Origin of the sequence: Pseudomonas sp. B14-6, from assembly GCF_013260315.1 — a bacterium.
GTDB classification, from domain to species: domain Bacteria; phylum Pseudomonadota; class Gammaproteobacteria; order Pseudomonadales; family Pseudomonadaceae; genus Aquipseudomonas; species Aquipseudomonas mandelii.
On sequence record NZ_CP053929.1, the window covers coordinates 4304894 to 4325255 of the forward strand.

Annotated in this window: 23 protein-coding genes and 1 pseudogene; 12 read left to right on the forward strand and 12 right to left on the reverse strand. The window is 60.3% G+C overall.

Annotated features, from left to right (window positions below):
* Positions 1–11 precede the first annotated feature (11 nt).
* The 3 genes from HP062_RS19770 to HP062_RS19780 all read right to left on the reverse strand — a co-directional run bounded on the left by HP062_RS19770 (position 12) and on the right by HP062_RS19780 (position 2602).
* Positions 12–779, reverse strand: a complete 768-nt coding sequence (locus tag HP062_RS19770) for a uroporphyrinogen-III synthase (RefSeq protein WP_172791910.1) — start codon at positions 777–779, stop codon at positions 12–14.
* On the reverse strand, positions 776–1717 hold the full coding sequence (gene hemC, locus HP062_RS19775; protein ID WP_010465075.1) for a hydroxymethylbilane synthase: 942 nt from the start codon (positions 1715–1717) through the stop codon (positions 776–778). The genes HP062_RS19770 and hemC overlap by 4 nt, the downstream gene beginning before the upstream one ends.
* 138 nt (positions 1718–1855) lie before the next feature.
* Complete coding sequence (locus HP062_RS19780) at positions 1856–2602, reverse strand: LytTR family DNA-binding domain-containing protein (RefSeq protein ID WP_010465077.1); 747 nt, start codon at positions 2600–2602, stop codon at positions 1856–1858.
* Positions 2603–3063: 461 nt separating this feature from the next.
* Between HP062_RS19780 and argH the strand changes: the two genes are divergently transcribed.
* Positions 3064–4458, forward strand: a complete 1395-nt coding sequence (gene argH, locus HP062_RS19785) for an argininosuccinate lyase (protein WP_010465079.1) — start codon at positions 3064–3066, stop codon at positions 4456–4458.
* 121 nt (positions 4459–4579) lie between these two features.
* Here the strand turns inward: argH and HP062_RS19790 are convergent, their stop codons facing one another.
* On the reverse strand, positions 4580–5239 hold the full coding sequence (locus tag HP062_RS19790; protein WP_172791911.1) for a glutathione S-transferase family protein: 660 nt from the start codon (positions 5237–5239) through the stop codon (positions 4580–4582).
* A 125-nt stretch (positions 5240–5364) separates the two neighbouring features.
* On the opposite strand from HP062_RS19790, the gene HP062_RS19795 reads away from it, so the two are divergent.
* From HP062_RS19795 to HP062_RS19805, 3 genes are all read left to right on the forward strand, one after another.
* Positions 5365–5649: a hypothetical protein gene (locus tag HP062_RS19795; RefSeq protein ID WP_010465083.1), complete on the forward strand. Its 285-nt coding sequence runs from the start codon at positions 5365–5367 to the stop codon at positions 5647–5649.
* 235 nt (positions 5650–5884) lie between these two features.
* Positions 5885–6130 (forward strand): TIGR02647 family protein, encoded by a 246-nt coding sequence (locus HP062_RS19800; protein WP_010465085.1) that lies wholly within the window; start codon positions 5885–5887, stop codon positions 6128–6130.
* A 192-nt stretch (positions 6131–6322) separates the two neighbouring features.
* On the forward strand, positions 6323–9166 hold the full coding sequence (locus tag HP062_RS19805; protein WP_172791912.1) for a class I adenylate cyclase: 2844 nt from the start codon (positions 6323–6325) through the stop codon (positions 9164–9166).
* A 5-nt stretch (positions 9167–9171) separates the two neighbouring features.
* Here the strand turns inward: HP062_RS19805 and rnk are convergent, their stop codons facing one another.
* From rnk to cyaY, 3 genes are all read right to left on the reverse strand, one after another.
* The gene (rnk, locus tag HP062_RS19810; protein WP_010465090.1) at positions 9172–9582 is read right to left on the reverse strand and encodes a nucleoside diphosphate kinase regulator; all 411 of its coding nucleotides are present in this window, start codon (positions 9580–9582) and stop codon (positions 9172–9174) included.
* A gap of 276 nt (positions 9583–9858) precedes the next feature.
* Complete coding sequence (locus tag HP062_RS19815) at positions 9859–10077, reverse strand: DUF1289 domain-containing protein (protein WP_010465092.1); 219 nt, start codon at positions 10075–10077, stop codon at positions 9859–9861.
* 4 nt (positions 10078–10081) lie between these two features.
* Positions 10082–10414: an iron donor protein CyaY gene (gene cyaY, locus HP062_RS19820; RefSeq protein ID WP_172791913.1), complete on the reverse strand. Its 333-nt coding sequence runs from the start codon at positions 10412–10414 to the stop codon at positions 10082–10084.
* Positions 10415–10728: 314 nt separating this feature from the next.
* On the opposite strand from cyaY, the gene HP062_RS19825 reads away from it, so the two are divergent.
* The 6 genes and pseudogenes from HP062_RS19825 to HP062_RS19850 all read left to right on the forward strand — a co-directional run bounded on the left by HP062_RS19825 (position 10729) and on the right by HP062_RS19850 (position 15341).
* Entirely contained in the window at positions 10729–10902 is a 174-nt protein-coding gene (locus HP062_RS19825) for a lipoprotein (protein WP_010465096.1), read from the forward strand.
* Between the two features lie 9 nt (positions 10903–10911).
* Positions 10912–12159 (forward strand): diaminopimelate decarboxylase, encoded by a 1248-nt coding sequence (gene lysA, locus HP062_RS19830; protein WP_010465097.1) that lies wholly within the window; start codon positions 10912–10914, stop codon positions 12157–12159.
* Positions 12160–12163: 4 nt separating this feature from the next.
* Positions 12164–12994: a diaminopimelate epimerase gene (gene dapF / locus HP062_RS19835; protein ID WP_010465099.1), complete on the forward strand. Its 831-nt coding sequence runs from the start codon at positions 12164–12166 to the stop codon at positions 12992–12994.
* Between the two features lie 13 nt (positions 12995–13007).
* Entirely contained in the window at positions 13008–13733 is a 726-nt protein-coding gene (locus HP062_RS19840) for a DUF484 family protein (protein ID WP_010465101.1), read from the forward strand.
* A 2-nt stretch (positions 13734–13735) separates the two neighbouring features.
* A pseudogene (xerC, locus tag HP062_RS19845) lies at positions 13736–14634 on the forward strand (tyrosine recombinase XerC).
* Entirely contained in the window at positions 14631–15341 is a 711-nt protein-coding gene (locus tag HP062_RS19850) for an HAD family hydrolase (protein WP_172791914.1), read from the forward strand. Before xerC ends, HP062_RS19850 begins: the two are co-directional and overlap by 4 nt.
* Positions 15342–15536: 195 nt before the next feature.
* Here the strand turns inward: HP062_RS19850 and sutA are convergent, their stop codons facing one another.
* The 4 genes from sutA to glnK all read right to left on the reverse strand — a co-directional run bounded on the left by sutA (position 15537) and on the right by glnK (position 18315).
* Positions 15537–15860, reverse strand: coding sequence for a transcriptional regulator SutA (gene sutA / locus HP062_RS19855; protein ID WP_010465107.1), 324 nt, complete (start codon positions 15858–15860; stop codon positions 15537–15539).
* 101 nt (positions 15861–15961) lie between these two features.
* The gene (locus HP062_RS19860) at positions 15962–16387 is read right to left on the reverse strand and encodes a secondary thiamine-phosphate synthase enzyme YjbQ (protein WP_008030499.1); all 426 of its coding nucleotides are present in this window, start codon (positions 16385–16387) and stop codon (positions 15962–15964) included.
* Between the two features lie 214 nt (positions 16388–16601).
* Positions 16602–17939, reverse strand: a complete 1338-nt coding sequence (locus tag HP062_RS19865; protein WP_010465110.1) for an ammonium transporter — start codon at positions 17937–17939, stop codon at positions 16602–16604.
* A 37-nt stretch (positions 17940–17976) separates the two neighbouring features.
* Positions 17977–18315, reverse strand: a complete 339-nt coding sequence (gene glnK / locus HP062_RS19870) for a P-II family nitrogen regulator (protein WP_002555808.1) — start codon at positions 18313–18315, stop codon at positions 17977–17979.
* A 417-nt stretch (positions 18316–18732) separates the two neighbouring features.
* Between glnK and HP062_RS19875 the strand changes: the two genes are divergently transcribed.
* Positions 18733–18993 carry an accessory factor UbiK family protein gene (locus HP062_RS19875; RefSeq protein ID WP_010465113.1) on the forward strand — a complete coding sequence of 87 codons (261 nt, stop codon included), beginning with the start codon at positions 18733–18735 and terminating at the stop codon, positions 18991–18993.
* 420 nt (positions 18994–19413) lie between these two features.
* Positions 19414–19941 (forward strand): Bro-N domain-containing protein, encoded by a 528-nt coding sequence (locus tag HP062_RS19880; protein WP_172791915.1) that lies wholly within the window; start codon positions 19414–19416, stop codon positions 19939–19941.
* Here the strand turns inward: HP062_RS19880 and HP062_RS19885 are convergent.
* Positions 19938–20216, reverse strand: coding sequence for a HigA family addiction module antitoxin (locus HP062_RS19885; RefSeq protein ID WP_172791916.1), 279 nt, complete (start codon positions 20214–20216; stop codon positions 19938–19940). The genes HP062_RS19880 and HP062_RS19885 overlap by 4 nt on opposite strands.
* Positions 20217–20362: the final 146 nt, after the last annotated feature.

Consider the following 20362-nt stretch of genomic DNA (forward strand, 5'->3'; position numbering starts at 1 on the left):
CATCCTTTGCATTAGAGAACGGGTTCGGGATGCTCCCGTAACACCGTCAGCAAAGCCGTGGCACTGGCGCCACGGCAATCCACAACTGTTTGGGCCCCGGCGGCACGTGCCAGCTCGGCGACCCTGGGGCTTGGAACAAACAACGGCAACCGCGCCATTTCAGGCCAGGCATCGCCTGCCAATTGGCGCAGGTGCTCAAAACCCTGTCCACTGCTGACCACCAGCCCGTTCAAGCGTTCCGCTTCGATCCGGTCAGGCAGCACCGTCGACGGGTAGTGAGGCAGTCCACGACGGTATAACTCCAGATACTCGACACTAGCACCAAGCTCGCGCAAACGCTCAGCCAGCAACTCGCGCCCGCCCTCCCCGCGCAAGATCAGCACCCGCGGATCGGGTCGGGCAATCGCCTCGCGCAACGAGGACAGCTCAAGCAAGGCTTCGCTGTCATCGCCCTCGGCGGGGAAACTCACGTCCAGCCCGTTATCCGCCAGGATCTGCGCCGTCGCCGCGCCCACGCTGAACCAGCGTGGGGACGGTGGCTGTGGCCAATACTGATTGAGCAGGTCAACGCCCATTCTCGCGGCCGGTTTACTGACCACGATCACCGCACAGTAACGATCCAGCCCCTGAATCACCTCGCGCATTGTGTCAGAGACAGCAATCGGCTCGATCTCCAGAAGCGGCAAACTGCTGCTGAAAATCCCCGCTTGCGACAAAACGCTGGCCAGCGCCGCCGACTCATCTGCGGGGCGCGTCAGCAGCAGGCGCCAGCCCGTCACTCGTGACCTGCCTCGCCATAGACCGCTTTCAGAATGTCGGCGGCGCCCTGGCTCAGCAAGTCTTCAGCGACTTGCACACCCAAGGCTTCTGCATCGGCCCTTGGCGCACGAGCCTCGGCGTTGAGCAGCAGGCCGCCGCTCGGATCGCCCACCAGACCGCGCAACCAGATCTGCTCGCCTTCAAGCACGGCGTAGCAGGCGATTGGCACTTGGCAGCCACCATTCAGATGTTTGTTGAGAGAACGTTCCGCGGTCACGCGGGTGGCGGTGTCCTGGTGATGCAACGGCGCCAGCAGGGCGTGAATTACGCTGTCGGCGCTACGGCATTCGATGCCGACCGCGCCTTGGCCACCAGCCGGCAAGCTGTCGTCGACACTGATTGCCGAGGTGATGCGATCTTCGAAGCCGAGACGAATCAGGCCGGCAGCCGCGAGGATGATGGCGTCGTATTCGCCGGCATCAAGCTTGGCCAGGCGCGTGTTGACGTTGCCGCGCAGGAAGCGGATTTCAAGGTCCGGGCGGCGAGTCAGCAGCTGAGCCTGACGGCGCAGGCTGGAGGTGCCGACGATGCTGCCTTGCGGCAACTCATCCAGGCTGGCGTAGGTATTGGAAACGAACGCATCGCGCGGGTCTTCACGCTCGCAGATGCAGAACAGACCGAGGCCTTCGGGGAAATCCATCGGCACGTCTTTCATCGAGTGCACGGCGATGTCGGCTTCGTTTTCCAACAACGCGGTTTCGAGTTCCTTGACGAACAGGCCCTTGCCACCGATTTTCGACAGGGGCGAGTCGAGCAGCTTGTCGCCACGACTGACCATGGGCACCAGCGTCACAAGCAAGCCCGGATGAGCCTGTTCCAGACGTGTCTTGACGTATTCGGCTTGCCACAGGGCAAGAGCACTTTTGCGGGTGGCGATGCGGATTTCGCGAGAGGACATGGATCAATCCGTACTGAATAGATACGGCGGATAATAACAGCTCAGCCAAATCCACTTTGACTTGTATCAGAAACTACGTGGCCTCCCTGGCCCCGGACGTCCAACAAACGGGTGTGAAGTTCGCTTCTGATCAGCGAATCAAAGCTGTTGCATCATTTTTCGTACGCCGGCCACGTGGCGACGGCTGACGATCAGGGCATCGCCATTGAGGCCTTTGAGGAACAGCTGAAAATGCCCCAGCGGCGTGCGCTGCAAGCGTTCGATGCGTTCGCGGGCGACCAGAGCGTTGCGGTGAATGCGCACGAAACGGTCGCCGAATTCATCTTCCAGGGCCTTGAGCGGTTCATCCAGCAGCACTTCGCCGCCTTCATGGCGCAAGGTCACGTATTTGTGATCGGCAATGAAGTAGACCACCTGACCCAACGGGATCAGCTCAATGCCTTTACGTGTTCGGGCACTGATGTGGCTGCGGGGGCCGCTGCCGCTTTCGGCGGCTGGACGGGTCAGGGCGGCGAGCTGGACGCGATTGGGCCGCTCGGCTTTTTTCAATGCATCATGTAAATGTTCGGTTCGCACAGGCTTCACCAGATAGCCCACGGCGCTGGCCTGCAGGGCTTCCACGGCAAATTCATCGGGCCCGGTGCAAAACACCACGGCGGGCGGGGTTTCGCGTTCGCACAACCGGGCAGCCACTTGCAGGCCATCAAGGCCTGGCATGCCGATATCGAGCAACACGATATCCGGCTTGTGACTGTCGATCAGCGCTAACGCCTCTTCGCCGTTCGTGGCGCTGGGCTCCAGGACAGTGTATCCCTCGAGTTCGCCAACCATTCGGCTCAGGCGCTCGCGGGCTAGGGGTTCGTCATCAACGATCAGGACATTCATATTGCGCTGGATTCCTGCGTGAGTCTCGCACAAGGATAGCGTAGACAGGTGAAGTGACGTCCGTCACCGCGATCCACGCTAAGACTAGCGCGAGGGCCAAAAAGTGCCGCGAGACCGGCGGCTAAATTTTCATCTGCCAATTGATTGGAGGCTCTGGCCCGCATAAGCGAGGTATCGCCGTAGGGTTTGCCGATACACAATATGAACACCCCCTCTTCTTATAGTCAGCCGCAGCGCCGAGAAGTGCGCTGTTCCTATTGTCCAACTGTAGACGGTTGCAGGGACGATATTGCTCAATCGGAAAATATCGTTGCGCAATTTCCCACAAGGCATGTCCTGAGTATGGACCCCGCCTTGTGAAAAAAACCTGTCGACCAGCGTCAGCGACAGGATTGGCAACCCTGTTATTATCCGCGGCAGCTTCCACCGTCATTTTTTCTTCAGCCGACACGAGCGAATTCATGAGCACTGACAAGACCAATCAGTCCTGGGGCGGCCGCTTCAGTGAACCCGTCGACGCCTTCGTCGCCCGCTTCACCGCCTCCGTCACTTTCGACCAGCGCCTGTATCGCCACGACATCATGGGCTCGATCGCCCACGCCACCATGCTGGCCAAGGTCGGCGTGCTGACAGACGCCGAGCGCGACAGCATCACCGATGGCCTGAAGACCATCCAGGGTGAAATCGAGGCCGGTCAGTTCGACTGGCGCATCGACCTCGAAGACGTGCACATGAACATCGAGGCGCGCCTGACCGACCGCATCGGCGTCACGGGTAAAAAACTGCACACCGGGCGCAGCCGCAACGACCAGGTCGCCACCGACATCCGCCTGTGGCTGCGTGACGAGATCGACCTGATCCTCAGCGAAATCACCCGCCTGCAAAAAGGCTTGCTGGAGCAGGCCGAGCGCGAAGCCGGCAGCATCATGCCGGGCTTCACCCACCTGCAAACCGCGCAGCCGGTGACTTTCGGGCACCACATGCTGGCCTGGTTCGAAATGCTCAGCCGCGACTATGAGCGCCTGGTCGACTGCCGCAAGCGCACCAACCGCATGCCGCTGGGCAGCGCCGCGCTGGCCGGCACCACTTACCCGATCGACCGCGAGTTCACGGCTCAGTTGCTGGGCTTCGATGCCGTGGGCGGCAACTCGCTGGACAACGTGTCTGATCGCGACTTCGCCATCGAGTTCTGCTCGGCCGCGAGCATCGCGATGATGCACTTGTCGCGGTTCTCCGAAGAGCTGGTGCTGTGGACCAGCGCCCAGTTCCAATTCATCGATCTGCCGGACCGTTTCTGCACCGGCAGCTCGATCATGCCGCAAAAGAAGAACCCGGACGTGCCAGAGCTGGTGCGTGGCAAGACCGGCCGTGTCTTCGGCGCGCTGATGGGCCTGCTGACCTTGATGAAGGGCCAGCCACTGGCCTACAACAAAGACAATCAGGAAGACAAGGAACCGCTGTTCGACGCGGCCGATACGCTGCGCGATTCGCTGCGAGCCTTTGCCGACATGATCCCGGCGATCAAGCCCAAGCACGCGATGATGCGCGAAGCGGCGCTGCGTGGTTTCTCCACCGCGACTGACCTGGCTGACTACCTGGTACGCCGCGGCCTGCCGTTCCGTGATTGCCACGAAATCGTTGGCCATGCCGTGAAGTACGGCGTGGAAAGCGGCAAGGACCTGGCGGAAATGAGCCTGGAGGAGCTGCGCAAGTTCAGCGACCAGATCGATCAGGACGTATTCGCCGTGTTGACCCTGGAAGGCTCGGTGAACGCCCGCGACCATATCGGCGGGACTGCGCCGGCGCAGGTGAAGAAGGCCGTGGCGCGCGGTCAGGCATTGCTCGCCAGCCGCTAAAAGCTTCGCGGGCAAGCCTCGCTCCTACGGGATCTTTGTCGCCCCGCAATTGCGCGAACGACACCGATCCCGCAGGAGCGAGGCTTGCCCGCGAAGACTGACTCAAGAACGCTACAAAACCCTACTTCTTGGAAGCGACCATCGCCATAAACGCCGGCATCGCCGCTTCCTTGTCCACCGCAATCCGCTGCACGTTCGGGTTCTGCTCCAGTCGCTCCAACAGCGCCCTGGCCGCCGGCATCTCGGCCAGCAGATCGATATCGAACAGCTTATGCGCCACCGCACAGGCCAGTGGAACGCTGTACAGGAAGTACAAATCCGCAATGCTCAGACTGTCCCCTGCCACATAAGGGGCGAACTTGCCGTGCCTGCCCAACGCGGCAAAGCCTGCCAGCAGCTCGGTCTTGGTCTTGTCCCTGATCGCGTCCGGCACCTGCATGCCGAAAAATGCCTGGGGATAACAGGCGCGAGCCGGCAACTCGATGTACAACTCGATTTCCTTGGCCACTGCCAGCACTTGCGCCCGCTCGAACGGGTCGCTCGGCAGGAGCGATATACCGTTCTGACTTTGCTCGATGAACTCGAGGATTACCGCGGTTTCATTGATGAAACCCTGCTCGGTGCGCAAAACCGGCACCTTGCCGCGCGGACTGATGGCCAGCGAGTCCGGGCTTGTGCCGGCATAAAACGGTACTTCTTCAAACGGCACGCCCTTCTCCAGCAGCGCCAGCTTGACCATGTTGTAGTAGTTACTGACGGAAAATCCATAAAGCTTGAGCATCACAAAGCCTCCAGGCCGTGCGGGGTTGGCAGTGCCTGTTTATAGAACGCCGAAGCGATTCCTGCCAGCAGCATCACAGCGCTGAATGCAGGTAAACTGGCCGCCTTAAACTTGAGGAGCCTGCCATGAGCGAGCCAACTGATATCGATAGCGACGAAGAAGAATTCACCGAAACCACCCTGATCGAGGCCATCGAAAACCAGATCGAAAGCGACAACCCGCCTGCGGCCAAGGCCACGTTCAACAAGCTGACCCTGGTGGGTTACGAGCGCGAGGAAATCCTCAACCTGATGGCCCATGTGCTGGCAGTAGAAATCGACGCAATCCTCGAAGAAGACCGCGCGTTCAACACCGAATGGTATGAAACCGCCCTGCGTGCACTGCCAGAGTTGCCGCCGGAAAAGAAGTAACCCCGATTCCGTAGGAGCGAGGCTCGCCCGCGAAGGGTGCGCTGAAGTTTTTCCAGACAAACCGTGTCATCGTTCTTCGCGGGCAAGCCTCGCTCCTACGCACCCCGCTGGCGCACCACCCTGCGGGGAATGCATCCCGAGGCGAAAAAACCCTGTCGCGAGCACTGGACATGCCGCACGAGTGGGCTCACCTTAGGGGCGCTGTCGTCCAATTCCTAGAAAGTCTGGAGTCCTTATGTCGCTTACCCCTGAGTTGGTTGCCGAACTGGAAATCCTCGCACTCTTCAACCTGGACAGTTCCCAGGAAGGTTTGAAAATTCATCAGACCGCTGCCCCGAAAGCCATTGCTGCCGCCCAAAGACTGTTCGACAAAGAACTGATCACCCAGCCAGATGGTGGTTATCTGACCAGTCTGGGTCGTGACGCCGCGCAAAATGTGCAAACCGTTCTGACCATTCTCAACGTCCAGGAAACAGCCTGAGCATTACCGTAGCGCCCACGGAAACCCCTGCTACGGGATTTCCGCGGGCACACTTTGTGACTTGCCGTCGCCTCGCGGTAGAAATCTGGCGTCAAAAATACAAATTCAGCTTAAAAGTCCCGCGTCCGAGGCGCTAAACTGCCCCCATCCGCAGACCCCACGTCCGAGCTTCGCGAGCCGGTTTGAGCTGACATGACCCGCACCCATGAAATCCGCCCCGATCTGGACGAGGGAATCGACCGCAAGGTTCTCAGCCAGCTGCGCGCTCGCTTTCTGAAGCTCAACGAAGGCCGCATGGCCCGTGCCATGGAAGGGTTGTCGCCCCGCCAACAAACGGTGCTGACGCTGCTGCCGCTGTTTTTCCACGTGAATCACCCACTGTTGCCAGGTTATGTGTCGGGCAGCACGCCGGCCGGGCTGTCGAATTTCGAGCCTGACGCCAACGCCCTCGCCGAAGCCCAGCGCCTGACCCGATCGTTTTCCTATAAGCCACGCCACGGCAGCAATCCACCGCGTCCGATCCACGGACTATTCCTGATGGGCAGTCTGGGCACCCTGGCCCAGGCCGATCAAAGCGACATGGACGTGTGGGTCTGTCACAGCCCGGACTTGAACGAGAACGAACTCGCCGAGCTGCGCAAAAAGTGCCAGTTGCTTGAGGCCTGGGCCGCCAGCCAGGGCGCCGAGGCGCATTTCTTCCTGATCGACCCGGCCCGCTTCGTGCTCGGCGAGCGCGATACGCAATTGAGTTCGGAAGACTGCGGCACGACCCAGCACTACCTGCTGCTGGATGAGTTCTACCGCACCGCAATCTGGCTGGCCGGCCGCACGCCAATCTGGTGGCTGGTGCCAGTCTACGAAGAAGCCGCCTACGACCGTTACACCCACACGCTGCTGTCCAAGCGCTTCATCCGTGCGGACGAGTCGCTGGATTTGGGGCATCTGGCCTATATCCCGCCGGGGGAATTCATCGGCGCCGGGCTCTGGCAGTTGTTCAAGGGCATCGAGTCGCCCTACAAATCCGTGCTCAAACTTCTGCTGATCGAGGTGTATGCCAGCGAACACCCCAAGGTCCATTGCTTGAGCCTGCGCTTCAAGCAGGCGGTATTCGCCAATCAACTGGACCTCGACGAGCTCGACCCCTACATCGTGGTCTACCGACGCATCGAGGAATACCTCACCGCGCGGGGCGAGCCGGAGCGCCTGGAGCTGGTACGCCGCGCGTTGTACCTGAAGGTCAACCGCAAGCTCACCGGCAGCAGTCGCACCCAGAGCTGGCAACGTTCGCTGCTTGAGCGCCTGGCTCACGAATGGCACTGGGATCAGCGGCAGCTGGCGCTGCTCGACAGCCGCAGCCAATGGAAAGTCCGCCAGGTCAGCACCGAACGCCGAGCCCTGGTCAATGAACTGAACTACAGCTACCGCTTCCTGACCCAGTTCGCCCGCAACGAGCAAACCGCCAGCCTGATCAACAAACGCGACCTCAACGTGCTGGGTCGGCGGCTGTATGCAGCCTTTGAGCGCAAAGCGGGCAAAGTCGAGTTCATCAACCCCGGCATCGCCCCGGACCTGGCCGAAGACACCCTGACCCTGGTGCAGGCGCCCAACAAGAAAGAACCCGGGCAAACCCAGTGGGGCTTGTACAACGGCAGCCTGGCAGCCCACGAGTGGGAACATTTCGCGCCGATCAAGCGCAGCCGCCAATTGCTGGAGCTGCTGACCTGGTGCCACCGCAACGGTGTGATCGACAGCAGCACCCGCCTCGCCTTGCACCCAGGCACCAGCGATTTGAGCGAGTTCGAACTGTTCAACCTGCTCGGCAGCCTGCAACAAAGCATCGCCCTGCCCTTGGCGACGGTTGCCGAAGAGCCCTTGCTGCGCGCCAGTGTGCCGAGTGAAGTGCTGATTCTGGTAAACGTCGGCGTCGATCCGCTCAAGCACCATCGCGACCTGAATATCCTGATGACCACCGAGCGCACCGACTCCCTGAGCTACGCCGGTGTCCGGGAAAACCTGGTGCTGACCCTGGACCAGGTCACGCTCAACAGCTGGAACGAAGTGCTGGTCAACCGCTACGACGGCCCCCACGCCCTGCTCGACTGCCTGCGCGATTACCTCAACAACTTGCCGAACGGTCTACAACAACCCCGTTTGAGGGTGCGTTGTTTCTGCCACAACCGGGCGCAATTCATTGCACGGCGGGTCGAAGAGGTCCTCGATACGGCGCAGAACCTGCTGCTGAGCCAGCTCAATCATCGCTACCTGCTACAGGTCCAGCAGCATTACCACGTGCTGGAGTTGGTGCCCGGCCAGGTCAATCACGTCGCCCTCGCCACGCTGCCGGCGCTGTTCGATTACCTGGGCGAAGAACTGGCGAGCTACAGCCCGCTGCACCTGGACCCGATGGCACTGGAAGACCACGACCTGGCGCTGATCCTGCCCATGGGCCAGCCCGAATGCATTCAAGTGTTCTACCGAATCACCGAACAGCAGGCGGAGCTGTACGTACTGGATGAATTCAATGCCCTGTGGCAGCAGCGCTTGCCCTATCACGACGAACAAAGCCTGTTGGTGCCACTGCAACGGTTCCTGCAATCAATCCAGTACCGACGCGACGCGTTGCTGCCGATGAACGCCGCCCAGCCCCTGAACCTCGACACGTTGTATTACCAGCTACTGCCGTCAGGTCCTGGCCGGGCGCGTCGCGTCGAAACCCGGCCGGCGCCGCAAACCCCGATCAATAAACCGTTCTACGACGTGCAGGCGATCATCGGCAAAGCCGCGCCGGGACAGGTGCAGGTCACGTTGTATTGCAATCAGCGGGAGTTTTCAGAGCTGGAGTATGGCGACCATTTGTTTAGCGTGGTCGCCCAGGAGATCGTCGAGCAGCGCCGGGAAATCGAGCGCTATCGCTGCTACATCACCGACCTGGACTTGTCGGGCCTGCTCGGTGATGGTCAGAGTTCAAGCAATTTGTATTTGCGCTACAAGGCCGACCTGGAGCGCGCGTTGAATGAGGCGCTCGAGCAGGTCTAAGCGGTTTACTCCGGAAAATGACCGCCCCCGGCCGGCTGGGATTCAACTTCCAGCAGGGTCAGTTTGAGGGTTTTGCCGCCTGGTGCTGGCCAGTCGATGTGCTGGCCAACTTTAAGGCCGAGCAGCGCGCTGCCGACCGGCGCCAGAATGGAAATCTTGCCTTCGTCGGCGTTGGCGTCCTTGGGATAAACCAGGGTCAGGTGATAGTCCTTGCCACTGCCTTCTTCGCGGCAATGCACACGGGAATTCATGGTGACTACATCGGCGGGCACTTCTTCGTGACCGACCACGGTATCGGCGCGATCCAGTTCGGTTTGCAGCGCAATGACGCCCGGCAGCGTGTCATCCAGGCTGTCGATCAGGCGCTCCAGACGTTGCACGTCCAGACGAGTAAGGGTGATGGAAGGTGTGGTCATGATTGAGGCAGACTCCTTTCTTCTGCACAAAAAAAGCAAAACCCCGCCAGAAAAAGGCGGGGTTTTCACGAGCCTCGATGGGTTGAGGCGTTTCTGGACACTATCACAGCTCAATAAATATACAAGTGAGTGGCGACCACGCACCTGCGCTGACATTTTTGAGAGAGGCTTGCCTGTGGCGAGGGAGCTTGCTCCCGTTCGGCTGCGCAGCAGTCGTAAGCTTTTTGGGGCCGCTTCGCAGCCCAGCGGGAGCAAGCTCCCTCGCCACAAAAGCTCTTATGCCAAGGCTTTGCGCTGGACTGCCTGGGCGCAGATCACACGCCGACGATCATCATCCGCCGAGCGCCATTCGCGGATGTCTTCGACATGGCGAAAACAGCCAAGGCAGACCTTCTGTTCGTCCAACCGACACACACCGCTGCACGGCGAAGGCACGGCCGGGCTGACATTGCTGTAGAGCGGTTTGGGCGGACGAACGGGCGCAGGCTGGGTCACGGTCTCACAGGCCTTCGAAATCGAGCTCGGCGTCAGCTTGCTGCTTGACGATGCGCTCAAGCATCTCGCCCAACTGTTCTTCACTCTTGTCGCACATCCAGCGCTCGCTCTCTTCGTCGTAATCAAAGTGGAAACCACCGGACACGGCCGCAAGCCACAGCTGACGCAGGGGTTCCTGGCGGCTGAAGATCAACTGGCTGCCGTTTTCGAACTTGACGGTGAGCACACCGGCCGAGCTCTCCAGATCGATATCCAGGCCACTATCGTCAAAAATATCCTCCAGCGTCTGCTGGGTGGCATCGACCAGGTCATGGAAACGGGCTTCGGTCAAACTCATTACGGCAACCTCAAAAAGTGTCTGTTCACGCTCAAGCGCCGCAAGATACGGGCGAGCCCCGGTGATTGCAAAGGATAACGACCCACGGTGATCACGAAACCTGTGGGAGCGAGCCTGCTCGAGAAGGGCCCATCATATTCAACATCAATGTTGACTGACACTACGCCTTCGCGAGCAGGCTCGCTCCCACAGGGATTGCGCCCGGCTGACCAGCATCGTGCCAAGCCCCGCCGGACGGGAGCCCCGTCGCATAGGCAAGCTGACGGGTGGCCGGTATACTCCGGCGCAATTAATGCATTTTCAAGGATTTCGCCATGAAGCGCCTGATCTCTTCCCTTGCTGCGCTCGTCGCGGTTGCCTGCCTTGTGTCGGCCTGTGGTCAAAAAGGCCCGCTGTATCTGCCCGACGATTCCCAGGATCCCGCCGAGCAGGCTCAGTCCTCGCAAAAGCAGCCGTCCAAAGCACACAAGCACGACGTCTACCAATAAGGGAACGCCATGGACGCTTTTAATTACCGTGGCGGGGAGCTGTTTGCCGAAGGTGTGGCCCTGTCGGCCATCGCCGAACGTTTCGGCACACCGACCTACGTCTACTCCCGCGCGCACATCGAAGCCCAGTACCTGGCATACGCCGATGCGCTGGTCGGCATGCCGCACCTGGTCTGCTTTGCGGTCAAGGCCAACTCCAACCTGGGTGTACTGAATGTCCTGGCCCGTCTTGGCGCCGGTTTTGACATCGTCTCCCGTGGCGAGCTGGAACGCGTACTGGCCGCCGGCGGCAGCGCCGACAAGATCGTTTTCTCCGGTGTCGGCAAGACCCGTGACGACATGCGTCGCGCCCTGGAAGTTGGCGTCCATTGCTTCAACGTCGAATCCACCGATGAGCTGGAGCGTCTGCAAGTGGTCGCCGCCGAGCTGGGTGTTCGCGCACCGATCTCGCTACGTGTGAACCCGGACGTCGATGCCGGCACGCACCCGTACATTTCCACCGGTCTCAAAGAGAACAAGTTCGGCATCGCCATCGCCGACGCCGAAGACGTGTACATCCGCGCCGCCCAGTTGCCCAACCTGGAAGTGGTCGGCGTCGATTGCCACATCGGTTCGCAACTGACCACCCTGCCGCCGTTCATCGACGCCCTCGACCGCCTGCTGGGCCTGGTCGACCGCCTCGGCGATTGCGGCATTTACCTGCGCCACATCGATCTCGGTGGCGGTTTGGGCGTGCGTTATCGCGATGAAGAGCCGCCATTGGCTGCCGACTACATCAAAGCCGTGCGCGAGCGTCTCGACGGTCGCGACCTGGCGCTGGTGTTCGAGCCGGGCCGTTTCATCGTCGCCAACGCCGGCGTGCTGCTGACCCAGGTCGAGTACCTCAAGCACACCGAACACAAAGACTTCGCCATCGTCGACGCGGCCATGAACGACCTGATCCGTCCGGCGCTGTACCAGGCCTGGATGGATGTCACCGCCGTGCGCCCACGCACTGCAGCGGCGCGCGCCTACGACATCGTCGGCCCGATCTGCGAGACCGGCGACTTCCTGGCCAAGGATCGTGAACTGGCCCTGGAAGAAGGCGATCTGTTGGCCGTGCATTCGGCCGGCGCCTATGGGTTTGTCATGAGTTCCAACTACAACACCCGCGGCCGCGCCGCCGAAGTGTTGGTGGACGGTGATCAGGCATTTGAAGTGCGTCGCCGTGAGACGGTAGCCGAGTTGTTTGCTGGCGAAAGCCTGCTGCCGGAGTAATCCCATGCTGCTGCGTTTTACCAAGATGCACGGCCTGGGCAACGACTTCATGGTCCTCGACCTGGTCAGCCAGCACGCGCACATCCTGCCCAAGCACGCCAAGCAATGGGGCGATCGGCATACCGGCATCGGTTTCGACCAGTTGCTGATCGTCGAAGCGCCGAGCAACCCGGACGTGGACTTCCGCTACCGGATCTTCAACTCCGATGGTTCCGAAGTGGAACAGTGCGGCAACGGTGCGCGCTGTTTCGCCCGCTTCGTGCTCGACAAACGCCTGACCGCCAAGCGGCAGATTCGCGTCGAGACCAAAAGCGGCATCATCGAACTGGATATCCGCAGCGACGGCCAGATTGGTGTCAACATGGGCGCACCGCGTCTGGTACCGACCGAGATTCCATTCGACGCGCCAGAACAGGCCTTGAGTTATAAGCTCGATGTCGAGGGTACGACCGTCGAACTGGCCGCCGTGTCCATGGGAAACCCCCATGCCGTGTTGCGGGTCAGCGACATCAACAACGCACCGGTGCATGAACTGGGACCGAAAATCGAACACCACCCGCGCTTCCCGGCGCGGGTCAACGTCGGTTTTCTCCAGGTCATCGACCGGAACCGTGCGCAGTTGCGCGTCTGGGAACGTGGCGCCGGGGAAACCCAGGCCTGCGGTACCGGCGCCTGCGCTGCCGCAGTGGCCGCGATCAGCCAGGGGTGGATGGATTCGCCGCTATTGATCGACCTGCCCGGCGGGCGTCTGTCCATTGAATGGGCAGGCCCTGGCCATCCGGTCATGATGACCGGCCCGGCAGTCCGCGTTTATGAAGGACAAGTGCGTCTTTGAGAGAGTCGAATCCATGAAAGATAAGCCCCAGGTTCCCGCCCCACAGCCCGACGAATCCCCTTCCGAAAGCCTTGAGGCGGCGGCGATTGCCGCGTACCTGGAGGCTCATCCGGATTTCTTCGTCGAGCACGAAGAACTGCTCCCGGCCTTGCGCATTCCGCACCAGCGCGGCGATACCGTCTCGCTGGTCGAACGCCAGATGAAGATCCTGCGCGACCGCAACATTGAGTTGCGTCATCGCCTCTCGCATTTGATGGACGTGGCCCGCGACAACGACCGCCTCTTCGACAAAACCCGCCGCCTGATTCTGGCGCTGATGGATGCCAGCAGCCTGGAAGACGTGGTGATCAGCGTCGAAGACAGTCTGCGCCAGGACTTCCAGGTGCCTTTTGTCAGCCTGATCCTGCTGGGTGACAACCCGATGCCGGTGGGCCGCTGGGTCACCCATGCCGACGCGCAAACGGCCATTGGCGGCTTGCTCTCGGAAGACAAAAGCGTCAGCGGCAGCCTGCGCGATCACGAACTGGACTTCCTGTTCGGCGAAGAACAGCGCAAACAGATCGGCTCCACCGCCGTTGTCGCCATCAGCCATCAAGGCATCCACGGCGTCCTGGCCATCGCCAGTCGCGACCCGCAACACTACAAAAGCTCGGTCGGCACGCTGTTCCTGAGCTACATCGCCGAAGTCATGGGTCGCGTGCTGCCTCGGGTCAACAGTTCCCTGCGCTCGGTACGCTGACCATGGAACGGCAACTGGACGCTTACTGCGAACACCTGCGCAGTGAGCGGCAGGTGTCGCCCCACACGCTGCACGCCTACCGCCGCGACCTCGACAAAGTGCTGGGCTGGTGCGTCAAACAGAACATCAGCAGCTGGGCCGCGCTGGACATTCAGCGTCTGCGCAGCCTGATCGCGCGCCTGCATTCCCAGGGTCAATCTTCGCGCAGCCTGGCGCGACTGCTGTCGGCCGTCCGTGGGCTCTATCATTATTTGAACCGCGAAGGTCTTTGCGATCACGACCCGGCCAACGGCCTGGCACCGCCCAAGGGCGAAAGACGGCTGCCGAAAACCCTCGATACCGACCGCGCGCTGCAACTGCTTGAAGGCGCGGTGGAGGATGACTTCCTGGCACGTCGGGATCAGGCGATTCTGGAGCTGTTCTATTCCTCGGGTTTGCGCCTTTCGGAGCTGACCGGGCTTAATATGGATCAGCTGGATCTGGCCGACGGCATGGTTCAGGTGCTCGGCAAAGGCAGCAAGACTCGCCTGCTGCCGGTCGGCAAAAAAGCGCGTGAAGCCCTGGAACTGTGGCTGCCGTTGCGGGCCATGACTAACCCGGCAGACGATGCGGTGTTCGTCAGCCAGCAAGGTCGGCGCCTTGGCCCCGGGCGATTCAGTTGCGGGTCAAAGCTGCTGGTGAGCGCGAGCTGGGGCAGAACCTGCACCCGCACATGTTGCGGCATTCCTTTGCCAGCCATTTGCTGGAATCCTCGCAGGACCTGCGCGCCGTGCAGGAATTGCTCGGCCACTCGGACATCAAGACCACCCAGATCTACACCCACCTGGACTTCCAGCACCTGGCCACGGTCTACGACAGCGCCCATCCACGGGCCAAACGCATTAAAGGCGATGATTCATGACCATCCAATTGATCACCTTCGACCTCGACGACACCCTGTGGGACACCGCCCCGGTGATCGTCAGCGCCGAAGCCATACTGCGTGAATGGCTGACCGAGCACGCACCGAACCTGGGCGCGGTGCCGGTGGAGCATTTGTGGGCTATTCGGGAACGGATCCTGACCCTCGAACCGAGCCTCAAACACCGTATCAGCGCGCTGCGGCGCCGGGTGTTGTTCCATGCGCTGGAGGAGGCCGGATACGACCACGGCGAGGCGTCGGACCTGGCCGACAAGAGTTTTGAAGTGTTCCTGCATGCCCGGCACCAGATCGAAGTGTTTCCCGAAGTCGAGCCGACGCTGGAAACCCTGGCCAAGCATTACGCCCTGGGTGTGGTCACCAATGGCAACGCCGATGTGCGCCGGCTGGGACTGGCCGATTACTTCAAGTTTGCGTTGTGCGCCGAAGACATCGGCATCGCCAAGCCCGATGCGCGCCTGTTTCATGAGGCATTGCAACGGGGTGGTGCGACGGCGGAGACGGCGGTGCATATCGGCGATCATCCGGGGGATGACATTGCCGGAGCGCAGCAGGCGGGGTTGCGGGCGATCTGGTTTAACCCGGCGCGCAAGGACTGGGAAGCCGAGAAGGCACCGGATGCCGAGATTCGCAGTTTGACCGAATTACCGGCGTTGCTGGCCCTGTGGAATTCCCAGCACCAATCCTGAGATCACCGATATTCCCTTGTAGGAGTGAGCCTGCTCGCGATTGCGGTGTGACATTCAGCATTTATGTTGCCTGACACACCGCAATCGCGAGCAGGCTCACTCCTACAGGGGATCGCCGCAGGCCCAGAGCTTTTTACCGCCCATGAAAAAGCCCGCAGCGACGGCGGGCCTTTTCAGCAAGCCAATAGCAGACGCTTAGATAGGCCGGCTGCCGTACTTGTTGTCAGGCTTCTTGGGCGGATCGGCGACCACATTGGCCTCCACTTCCTGCACCTTGCCGCCCCGTGCCAGAAACTCTTCCATGGCCTTGGCCAGGGCGTCGCGTTCCTTGTTCTTGGCTTCGACGCTCGGCAGCTCGTCAACCGACACCGCAGCCTTGGCTTTGCCTTTGGCGGTCGGAACGGGCGTTTCACCGCCGTCGTCTTCAGCGACGTCTTCGGCCGCTGCTTCCAGACCTTCTTCGGTTTCGTCGTCGTCGCCTACTTCGAGGTCGTCGTTTTCCAGATCATCATCGCTCATGTTCTACCTCATGACTTGCGAAAAGCAGATTAGTTATAGCCCAGCTTCACCGTCTGTCGACAGCCGCCGGAAAAATTCAATAACCGCTGGTCACCAGCGGTTCATGCCTCTTCACCGTGCACGGTGGCGAGGACTTTACGGGCACCGCCAAAATCACGGTGCTCGCCCAGATAAACACCTTGCCAGGTCCCCAGCGCCAGTCGGCCTGCCGAAATCGGCAAACTGAGCTGACAGCCAAGCACGCTGGCCTTGAAGTGCGCCGGGAGGTCGTCCAGGCCTTCGTCGTTATGCTCATAGCCGTCTGTTCCTTGTGGGATCAGACGATTGAAAAATCGTTCGAAGTCGCGACGTACCGCCGGATCGGCGTTCTCGTTGATGGTCAACGACGCCGAGGTATGCTGCAGCCACAAATGCAACAGACCGACCCGGCACGCCTTGAGTTCAGGCAGGCCGGCGAGTAACTCGTCCGTTACCAGATGAAAGCCCCGGGGCCGTGCCCGCAGGGTAATCAGAGTCTGTTGCCACATACAGTTCTCCGCACGTTCGGGGCGCATTCTAGCGCGCTCTGGGAAAAAACAAAGGCCCTAATATTCCTTCAATCATGTAAGCCATTGGCCGCAGAAAAACGCCCGTCGTAAACGCCACCAAACGTGTACGAAAAAACCTTTCAGCAGTCTCTTCACTGACAAACGCCAGACAAAAAAATGCCCGGCAAGCCGGGCAAGTTTTTTATGCGCGTGCTTACAAGTTGTAGCCGCGTTCGTTGTGGAGTGCCAGGTCGATGCCGACGGCCTCTTCTTCTTCCGTGATACGCAGACCCATGACAGCGTCCAGTACCTTGAGAATGATGTAGGTGACGATCGCGGTGTAGATCACCGTGAAGCCCACGCCTTTGCACTGAATCCAGACTTGAGCGGCGATGTCGGTGACGGTGCCGAAGCCACCCAGGGACGGTGCGGCGAACACACCGGTCAGGATCGCGCCGAGGATACCGCCGATGCCGTGCACACCGAAGGCGTCCAGGGAATCGTCATAACCGAGTTTGCGTTTCAGGGTGGTGGCGCAGAAGAAGCACACCACGCCCGCTGCCAGGCCGATGACCAGTGCGCCCATCGGGCCCACGGTGCCAGCGGCCGGGGTGATGGCGACCAGACCGGCCACAACACCCGAAGCGATACCCAGTGCACTTGGTTTGCCGTGAGTGATCCACTCGGCGAACATCCAGCCCAGTGCAGCGGCGGCGGTTGCGATCTGGGTCACCAGCATTGCCATACCGGCCGTGCCGTTGGCCGCAGCGGCGGAACCGGCGTTGAAACCGAACCAGCCGACCCACAGCATCGCGGCGCCCATCAGGGTGTAACCGAGGTTGTGCGGTGCCATCGGGGTGGTCGGGAAGCCTTTGCGCTTGCCGAGCACGATGCACGCAACCAGACCGGCCACACCGGCGTTGATGTGCACCACGGTGCCGCCCGCGAAGTCGAGCACACCCCAGTCCCACATCAGGCCACCGTTGCCGGACCAGACCATGTGCGCAATCGGTGCATAAACCAGGGTGAACCACACGCCCATGAAGATCAGCATGGCGGAGAACTTCATCCGCTCGGCGAAGGCACCGACGATCAGCGCAGGGGTGATGATGGCGAAGGTCATCTGGAAGGTGATGAACACCGCCTCAGGGAACAGCGCCGCAGGACCGGTCAGGCTCGACGGCGTGACACCGGCGAGGAATGCCTTGCCCATGCCACCGAAGAACGAGTTGAAGTTGACGACGCCCTGCTCCATGCCGGTGGTGTCGAACGCGATGCTGTAACCATAAATGACCCACAGAATGCTGATCAGACCGGTAATGGCGAAGCACTGCATCATCACGGAAAGAATGTTTTTGGAGCGAACCATGCCGCCGTAGAACAGGGCGAGGCCGGGAATGGTCATGAACAGCACGAGGGCTGTCGAGGTCATCATCCAGGCGGTATCGCCGGAGTTGAGGACTGGGGCCGCCACTTCGTCTGCCGCCATAGCCAGGCTGGGCATTACGAGGGACAACAGGGCTCCTAGCCCTGCGAATTTACGCAGAGTCATATTGTTTTCTCCTGGGGCGTTGGGTGTGTGGCGGCGTTTAAATCGCGTCGGTATCGGTTTCGCCGGTACGGATGCGAATCGCCTGTTCCAGATTGACCACGAAGATCTTGCCGTCACCGATCTTGCCGGTGTTGGCGGCCTTGGTTATCGCCTCGATAACCCGGTCCAGATCCTTGTCGTCAATGGCGACATCGATCTTTACCTTAGGCAGGAAATCGACCACGTATTCCGCGCCGCGATACAGCTCGGTGTGACCCTTCTGCCGACCGAAGCCTTTGACTTCAGTAACGGTAATGCCCTGCACGCCGATCTCGGACAGCGACTCGCGCACGTCGTCCAGTTTGAACGGCTTGATGATGGCAGTGACTAGCTTCATGAAAACTCTCTCCCGAATTGGTGGACTTGCCCCAGGAAAACAAACCCGACTCAAGTCTAAGCGCAGTGCCTGGCTTTGTAACGCATCGTCGACCTTACCTGCCCGTCCGACGCCAGCTAACCGCTCCTCACGAAACAACTCCCCGTTTCGCTTGGCGCACTGCATTCGTCACAGCGACTGCATCAGTGCATGGGTTACGACTGACTAAGCAGAAAGCTTGCCATCTCGCCAAAACCCACTGAATTCAACCCCTTGACCGCCGCCAACAGCCCCTTTCCTCAATCGGCCCCACGGATACGCACAACAACAGTGCGCAGCCGTCTGTCCACATGCGCGAAAAGCGTGCATCCCTGCTGACGGAATTGACTATAGACACTGCGTGATACACTGCCCGCCATTGTTGACAGGACATTTCCCATGCTCGCACCCAAAGATTTCCTCGACGCCCTGAGCGGCACCGCCTCCCGCCTCTTCAGCGGCGAAACCCCATTGCCGAAAAGCGAAATCGAAAGCCAGTTCAAGGCGTTGTTGCAGAGCGGCTTCAGCAAGCTGGACCTGGTGAGCCGGGAAGAGTTTGATAGCCAGATGGTTGTGCTGGCACGGACCCGGGCACGGCTGGAAAGCCTCGAAGCGAAGGTTGCGGAGCTGGAAGCGAAGCTGAATCCGCCTGCCGAGTAACCCTGCTGACAACGCAACCCCCTGTGGGAGCGAGCCTGCTCGCGAATAGAGTCACCTCGGTCTACCAGCCTTCCCACACTGGCCAGACCAACCCTGTAGGACCTGCCAAAGGCTGCAATCTTCTGATCTGCCGCCCCGCCACCATCTCGGCAACGTCCTACAAAGATCACCACCGCCGTCCGATAGCGCCGTGAAGCCCAGGCTCCTAAGCTCATTCTCAGCTGAATATTCAGCACTGGGTTTGGCGACCTGGAAGCTTAAGGCGTACGACGACCATCTCTCGAGTCATGGCGGCTGTGCGTGGGAGACCTTCGGGTCTGCCGGGTTCCTTTTGCTCCGGTTCGCCAACCCGCGTACAGCTGCCACCCAATTGTTTGGCGACGATTGACGGCAGCCTCTTTAGCAAAAGGAGCTGTATTAATGAGTTGCGATAACGCTTATCTAGTCCCTCACGTCTTCACCCGCCACAAACTCCACCTCCACGCGCTTTTGATCGAAAACCAGCCTTGGTTCAGCGCCCGAGACCTGGGCCGTCTGCTTCGCCTTTTCCTCGACGAACGCGCCGTCCGAAAACTCGATCCCGATCAACATCAATCCGCGCGAGTCGTCATTCACGGCATCCTCGAAAACACCCTGCTGATCAGCGAATCCGGCGTCTACGCCCTGCTCGTCTACCACTACTGCCCCGAATACCGAGGCCTGCGTGAATGGCTGACCCACGACGTAGTGCCAGCCCTCAGAGACGCCCAACATCCGGCAACAAGCGAACGCCCGATTCTGAGTCTGTTGAACTGGCCGGAGATGTCGCTGAGTTTGCTGCACTGGAATAACCAGCCGTGGATTCGGTTGCAGGATGTTCCGCACATGCTTGCGGAGGGTGAACGGGCGCAACGGACGGTCAATGCGCCTTGGTGGAAGCGTGCTTCGCGGATCTTGCAATCGCTTTAAGTATTTAAAGCCCTACCACGTTCGATTCCAGCTTCCCGCAAATCGTAAGTCGCTTGCAGGTTCAGCCAGAACTCGGGCGTGGTGTTCAGGTGGTCAGATAGCTTCCCCGCTAGATCAGCACTGACACAACGCTGTTGCATCACGATGTCGTTGACCACATTTAACGGTTCGTTCAACGAATGGGCGAAAGCTGACTCTGAAATGCCCAACGGTTCAAGAAACTCCTCCTGAAGAATTTCGCCAGGATGAACGGGCCGCATTCCATTACGGTTCATTATCCTCTCCGAAGTCAGCGATCAATTAATGATCATAAGCAGCCCTGCCAGACAGACAAGAGCGCTCACCCACTTTCACCGGCGTCCGTCATTGTTCTAGGCAAGGTCCTACAAAAACATCATCCCGAGACCCATTACGTCGGCAC

Excerpts from the sequence above, each read along its gene's own strand:
- hemC (WP_010465075.1), bottom strand. The coding sequence starts at position 1,717 with ATGTCCTCTCGCGAAATCCGCATCGCCACCCGCAAAAGTGCTCTTGCC.
- HP062_RS19780 (WP_010465077.1), bottom strand. The coding sequence starts at position 2,602 with ATGAATGTCCTGATCGTTGATGACGAACCCCTAGCCCGCGAGCGCCTG.
- argH (WP_010465079.1), top strand. The coding sequence starts at position 3,064 with ATGAGCACTGACAAGACCAATCAGTCCTGGGGCGGCCGCTTCAGTGAA.
- HP062_RS19790 (WP_172791911.1), bottom strand. The coding sequence starts at position 5,239 with ATGCTCAAGCTTTATGGATTTTCCGTCAGTAACTACTACAACATGGTC.
- HP062_RS19795 (WP_010465083.1), top strand. The coding sequence starts at position 5,365 with ATGAGCGAGCCAACTGATATCGATAGCGACGAAGAAGAATTCACCGAA.
- HP062_RS19800 (WP_010465085.1), top strand. The coding sequence starts at position 5,885 with ATGTCGCTTACCCCTGAGTTGGTTGCCGAACTGGAAATCCTCGCACTC.
- HP062_RS19805 (WP_172791912.1), top strand. The coding sequence starts at position 6,323 with ATGACCCGCACCCATGAAATCCGCCCCGATCTGGACGAGGGAATCGAC.
- rnk (WP_010465090.1), bottom strand. The coding sequence starts at position 9,582 with ATGACCACACCTTCCATCACCCTTACTCGTCTGGACGTGCAACGTCTG.
- cyaY (WP_172791913.1), bottom strand. The coding sequence starts at position 10,414 with ATGAGTTTGACCGAAGCCCGTTTCCATGACCTGGTCGATGCCACCCAG.
- HP062_RS19825 (WP_010465096.1), top strand. The coding sequence starts at position 10,729 with ATGAAGCGCCTGATCTCTTCCCTTGCTGCGCTCGTCGCGGTTGCCTGC.
- lysA (WP_010465097.1), top strand. The coding sequence starts at position 10,912 with ATGGACGCTTTTAATTACCGTGGCGGGGAGCTGTTTGCCGAAGGTGTG.
- dapF (WP_010465099.1), top strand. The coding sequence starts at position 12,164 with ATGCTGCTGCGTTTTACCAAGATGCACGGCCTGGGCAACGACTTCATG.
- HP062_RS19840 (WP_010465101.1), top strand. The coding sequence starts at position 13,008 with ATGAAAGATAAGCCCCAGGTTCCCGCCCCACAGCCCGACGAATCCCCT.
- HP062_RS19850 (WP_172791914.1), top strand. The coding sequence starts at position 14,631 with ATGACCATCCAATTGATCACCTTCGACCTCGACGACACCCTGTGGGAC.
- sutA (WP_010465107.1), bottom strand. The coding sequence starts at position 15,860 with ATGAGCGATGATGATCTGGAAAACGACGACCTCGAAGTAGGCGACGAC.
- HP062_RS19860 (WP_008030499.1), bottom strand. The coding sequence starts at position 16,387 with ATGTGGCAACAGACTCTGATTACCCTGCGGGCACGGCCCCGGGGCTTT.
- HP062_RS19865 (WP_010465110.1), bottom strand. The coding sequence starts at position 17,939 with ATGACTCTGCGTAAATTCGCAGGGCTAGGAGCCCTGTTGTCCCTCGTA.
- glnK (WP_002555808.1), bottom strand. The coding sequence starts at position 18,315 with ATGAAGCTAGTCACTGCCATCATCAAGCCGTTCAAACTGGACGACGTG.
- HP062_RS19875 (WP_010465113.1), top strand. The coding sequence starts at position 18,733 with ATGCTCGCACCCAAAGATTTCCTCGACGCCCTGAGCGGCACCGCCTCC.
- HP062_RS19880 (WP_172791915.1), top strand. The coding sequence starts at position 19,414 with ATGAGTTGCGATAACGCTTATCTAGTCCCTCACGTCTTCACCCGCCAC.
- HP062_RS19885 (WP_172791916.1), bottom strand. The coding sequence starts at position 20,216 with ATGAACCGTAATGGAATGCGGCCCGTTCATCCTGGCGAAATTCTTCAG.